This is a genomic window from Hydrogenivirga sp. 128-5-R1-1, from assembly GCF_000171895.1.
Map to the genome: position 1 here is coordinate 1 of NZ_ABHJ01000180.1, position 2,059 is coordinate 2,059.

Consider the following 2,059-nt stretch of genomic DNA (forward strand, 5'->3'; position numbering starts at 1 on the left):
TAAACAGGAAGCCGAAAGGTGCATTCTCAAGGCATGGTATAAGGGTGTTTCCCACTTTGGCTCTTTGCCTGCCTATTTATTTGTTTTTTTAAAGTGGTTTTTACCTTCCGGTGGAGGGCTGACTTCCTATTTGGGGAGGTTGGCGAACTGGTTTGACCTGGCACTGGTGGTGCTGGCTTCCGTTTTGGAGGTTGGCAAAAGTGCGGTTGTTTTGTGGTGTGTTGTTTTTTGCTTGTGTTGGTGTGTTTTTGTGTTGTGGTGGTGTGTGTGATGTGTGGTGTTGTTGGTGCGTGGTTACAGCTTGGCCACGATTAAAATAATCAAGCTTGGGGTTTAAGTTGTGTGTGTATTTCTTTTATAGGGGGTTTTTGTGTCTGAAGGTATTAATGAAGGAAAAAGAAAGGAAATAGGAAATTTTGTTTTGTCTTATAGGCTTATTCATGCCGGTAGGGTTTTGAAAGATATTTCTATTTTTTACAGGGATAAGGTTTTGGTTAGGGGTATTTTGGATTTTATTGAGGTTTCTGCTGGTGTTGATGCTTTTTTGGCAGGTCGTATGATTCCTGGGGAGAGGTTTGGTAGGTTTATGGTCCCTGAGTACGGCAAGGGTGAGAAAATCTTGCTCAGGATAGATTTGAAAAATGGGGATAAGGTTTATTTGGATAGGTTTGAAGCTACATTGTTTAATAAACTTTCAAGGATTATTGATAAGCATATTACAATGAGCGATTTAGATTGATAAAATGCGTGGTAGTATCAGGTGGCAGGTTAATAAAGTTTTTGAAGTAATATCTAAAATTGGACAGTCTAAGCATTATGAAAAAGAGCTTGTAAGAGAATTAGGTGCTAAAACTTGGCATGAGATAGGGAAAGGTCTTGGTATTTACAGCTATAAAACATTAGATTCATACAGGGATGTTGTAAAGCAGCTTATGTCTTATGTGAAATCTGAGTTTGGTATTAAGGATATTGAAAAGCTGACAGGAAAACACGTTAAGAGTTTTTTAGAGTATAAGATAGAGCAGGGTATTTCTTACAGGACCTTCCAGCAGTATACAGCTGCAGCTGAAAAGTTAGAGGTAGCTTTAAACAGGTATTCAGAAATTAACAGTAGAGGAAATTCCTATAGTTTTGAGTCTCATATAAGGGAAGTTAGGGAAATTGCTAAAGAAACGTTAGAAAGAACAAATCCAGCGAGGGCTTATGAAAATCCAACGGATTTGATTAAAAATCTAACAGAAAATGAGCATTCTTTAATGGCTAAGATGCAGTATGAGGGTGGTGCAAGGCTTCATGAAGTTTCTCTTATAAAACAAGACCAATTAAAGGGTATTGATATAGACCCTTTTACTGGTAAGGAGATTGGAAAGATAGAGGTTCAGGGAAAGGGTGGTTATGTTAGGGATATAAAGGTGTCAGCTGATACTTATAGACAACTTGAAAATCATATTAAGGAAAATGGGGTTTTTAAAGTTGATAAGGATACTTATAGAGCTGATTTAAAGTTGGCAGCTGAAAAAAGTGGACAAGATTATACTGGTTCTCATGGTCTTAGGTGGAATTTTGCTCAAGAGAGGTTTAATGAGCTTCAGGAAAATGGAAATCTTACTTATGAGCAGGCTTTGAAACAGGTTTCTGAGGAGATGGGGCATCATAGGGCTGATATTACGGAGCATTATTTGAGGGCTTGATAAAGAATATTATTTGCTTTCTTCATTGTCTTAGCTTTTATATTTATATTTACAATATTATAATTAAAATAACAATAAAAGGAGGGTAGTCCAATGCAATGTCAATCTCTTTTAAATTCTATTGTAGAAGTTTCTCACAAATATGGTTTAGATGATTTTTATAATCAAGTTAAAAATCTAAAAAAGGATTTAAGTATCTCAATAGCTTTTCTGGGAGAATTTAGTTCTGGAAAATCTTCTCTGATTAATGCATTATTAGGTAAGAAAATACTGCCTGCTATGGATGAACCGACTACAGCTGCTATTGTTGAAGTTCAATCCGGAAAGGAGTTGAGGGCATTTATTGAGCTATTAGATTCTAATGAGAT

At 36.3% G+C, this 2,059-nt stretch carries 4 protein-coding genes; all 4 read left to right on the forward strand.

Annotated features, from left to right (window positions below; all coding sequences use genetic code 11):
• On the forward strand, positions 1-271 hold a 271-nt coding region (locus tag HG1285_RS20370), incomplete at its 5' end, for a hypothetical protein (RefSeq protein WP_008288825.1).
• Positions 272-370: 99 nt separating this feature from the next.
• Entirely contained in the window at positions 371-739 is a 369-nt protein-coding gene (locus HG1285_RS03640; RefSeq protein ID WP_008288826.1) for a hypothetical protein, read from the forward strand.
• 4 nt (positions 740-743) lie between these two features.
• On the forward strand, positions 744-1,691 hold the full coding sequence (locus HG1285_RS03635) for a phage integrase N-terminal domain-containing protein (RefSeq protein WP_008288827.1): 948 nt from the start codon (positions 744-746) through the stop codon (positions 1,689-1,691).
• Positions 1,692-1,784: 93 nt separating this feature from the next.
• The coding region (locus HG1285_RS03630) for a dynamin family protein (RefSeq protein WP_008288828.1) at positions 1,785-2,059 on the forward strand (275 nt) is incomplete at its 3' end.